The 2,857-nt window shown below is 37.5% G+C and carries 2 protein-coding genes; both read left to right on the top strand.

Annotation, left to right across the window (positions count from 1 at the left end; genetic code table 11):
• Nucleotides 1-59 precede the first annotated feature (59 nt).
• Nucleotides 60-1,517: an O-antigen ligase family protein gene (locus tag J7K40_14560; protein ID MCD6163620.1), complete on the top strand. Its 1,458-nt coding sequence runs from the start codon at nt 60-62 to the stop codon at nt 1,515-1,517.
• Nucleotides 1,518-1,578: 61 nt separating this feature from the next.
• Nucleotides 1,579-2,805 (top strand): glycosyltransferase, encoded by a 1,227-nt coding sequence (locus J7K40_14565; GenBank protein MCD6163621.1) that lies wholly within the window; start codon nt 1,579-1,581, stop codon nt 2,803-2,805.
• Nucleotides 2,806-2,857: the final 52 nt, after the last annotated feature.

The following is a 2,857-nucleotide window of genomic DNA, read 5'->3' on the forward strand; positions in this document are numbered from 1 at the left end:
AATGACAAGTGAAAATAATTAACAAAAAATGCAAACAACGCTGTGAAATCTAACATGTAATGATTGAAATAAAATCTAAAAATTTTCACACGGAAACTGCCAGCGCGATTTTTATTATCGCCTTGGTTTCGTTTTTCATTTTGGCTAATTTTACCGCCGGTTTTATTTTTCCGCTTTTTTTGGCGGTTATGTCGGCGGCTTTTTTAATCGCGCTGTTTTATCCCCGCGCCGGATTATACGCCGTAATTTTTCTCACTTTTATTTTTGAAAGGTTTTTCACGCTTCAGCCGATTATTTTAGGGCGGGCGGAATATAAATTGTATCCTTTAGACATTATTTTTATTGGAGTGATCGGAGGGATTGTTATCCGAAAAATCTTTCCCCTTTTCCAAAAGGGGATTAGGCGGGATTTCCGCGTAAAAGGAAGAAGAGCGGCGGATTGTTTTTTGATGTCGTTTATTGCTTTATCGGCTGTTTATTTTATTTTCAGCGCTTTTGTTTTAAAAAACGATTTTGCTTTAGCGTTCAGCAGTTTTAAAAACTACGCTTTTTATTCGCTTTTCTATTTCGCGGTTTTGCTTTTAATAAATAACAAGGAAACCTTGGCGCGGCTTTTAAAATTCGCGGCGGCGGGAGCGGCGGGAATCGTATTTTTTATAGTTTATGGAATTTTAAGCGGAAGCGGGCTCTGGTCGGAATTTACCCCGCTTTCCACGCAGGGAATAAGAATATTGGCGTTTCCCCACGCTTTTTATTTGTCTATGGCGGTAGTTTTCTCTCTCGCTTATCTGGCGTCGGATAAATCCGCGCGCGCCAAAAAATATCTCTATTTTCTCGTTCCCGTTTGGATTGCCGGAATTTCAGGTTCTATGATGCGCCATCTTTGGATAGGGCTTTTCATATCAATAATTTTTTTATATTTCATCGCTCCGCGGAAAAATAAAGCGGCTTTGAGAAAAATTGCCGCTAACTATTTTTTGGCTGTTTTGGCAATAGCCGTTTTTATTTTTTACGCCGCCGCTTTATTTCCGCACTCCGGCTTAAGCAAAAGTTCAGCGGCCGCGCTTAACGCGATCGGAAACAGGATCGCTTCAACGGCGAATATCTACGATGAAAGCATTTTATGGAGAAGCGCCGCATGGAACAGCGCCTTAAAAGAATACGCCCGAAATCCGATTTTGGGTTTAGGTTTCGGCAGGAAAGTATTTATTGAAATAGGGCGGTATAAAAATTTGGTGGAAATTAGGAATATCCACAATTCGTTTTTGGCTTTGCTTGTCCAGACGGGACTTTTGGGAGCGGGACTTTTCATATTTTTTATATGGAGCACGGTTAAAAACGCTTTTAAAGAAGCGCGGGAAAAAAACGATTTTGGCGCTTTCAAAATGGCGGCTTTGTCCGTTTTGATGTTCCATTTAATTATTTTTATGTTTCAGCCGTATCTGGAAACCAATTTGCTGGGAATATTTTTTTGGTTGAATCTGGGAATTTTAAGAATTAGCGCGAAATCAAAATAGAAAAATCTGATGCTACCTTATGTAGTTGAATAGTAGTGAAAATAAAGAGTAAATTAGCTTTATGAAAATTTTAGAAATAAATAAATTTCATTTTGCCAAAGGGGGAGCGGATAAGCACTTCTTGGATATTATTAGCCTGCTTGAAAAAAACGAACATAAGATCGCTGTTTTTTCCATGGAACACGAAGAAAATTTGCCTTCGCCCTGGAAAAAATATTTTGTTTCCAAAGTCGGTTACACCAGCGAATATTCTTTATGGGAAAAAATAAAAGGCGCGGCGAGAATGTTTTATTCTTTTGAAGCTAAGAGAAAAATAAACGGGCTGTTGGACGAATTTCAGCCTGACATTGTCCATATTCACAACATTTACCATCAGCTTTCGCCAGCCATCCTTTTTGAAATTAAAAAAAGAAATATTCCGATTGTTATGACCGTTCACGACTTTAAAATTATTTGCCCTAATCACAGCTTATATCATAACGGAAAAATTTACGATCGTTGCAAAAATGGAAAATATTACCGGTGTTTGCTAGACAAATGCGTGAAAAATTCCTACGCCAAAAGTTTTTTGGCTATGGCGGAAATGTATTGGCACAACAGTTTGCTGAAAACTTACAAAAAAAATATTGATCTATATATCGCGCCCAGCCGGTTTGTTAAAAATATTTTAGAAGAATGGGGGATAGCGCCCGAAAAAATAAAAGTCCTGCCTCATTTTATCGCAGACAATAATACAGTATTCCAGTATACTGTATTAGAAAAAAGCAATAAAGATGAGCAAGAAAATAAACAGGAAGATAAACGGAAAAAATACGGAGATTGTTCCGGAAATTACGCTTTGTATATTGGAAGGATTTCCAAGAATAAGGGTGTGGACATTTTGATAAATATTTTCAAGAATTTAAAAAGCGTAAAACTTTATCTGTGCGGAGAAATTGAGGATGGCATTGATTTGGAAAAATCCGAAAATATAAAATATTTGGGCTTTCTAAATCAAGCCGAGATCCAAGATTATCTGAAGAAAGCTCGTTTTGTTGTTTCTGGATCAAAACTTCCGGAGACATTCGGCCTGATCGCGCTGGAAGCGATTGCTCAAGGCAAGCCTTTCATCGGGTTTAGAAGCGGAGCTTACGGAGAAATTATAAAAGGCGGCGTTAACGGATTTTTAGCGAAAGATGAAAAAGAAATGGAAAAAACAATTAAAAAGATAATTGGAGGAAAAATTGTTTTTAACAGCCGTGAGATAAAAAAAACGGCCTTCCGAAAATATAATCAAGACGCATATTGAAAATTCAAGAATTTAGAGCCCCTTTTTTTGATTAAGAGCGTAGACTTCATTG

The organism is Candidatus Zixiibacteriota bacterium (assembly GCA_021159005.1).
Lineage (GTDB): Bacteria > Zixibacteria > MSB-5A5 > UBA10806 > 4484-95 > JAGGSN01.

Bases quoted from the DNA above. Each gene is read 5' to 3' on its own strand.
- J7K40_14565 (MCD6163621.1), top strand. From the start codon at position 1,579: ATGAAAATTTTAGAAATAAATAAATTTCATTTTGCCAAAGGGGGAGCG.
- J7K40_14560 (MCD6163620.1), top strand. From the start codon at position 60: ATGATTGAAATAAAATCTAAAAATTTTCACACGGAAACTGCCAGCGCG.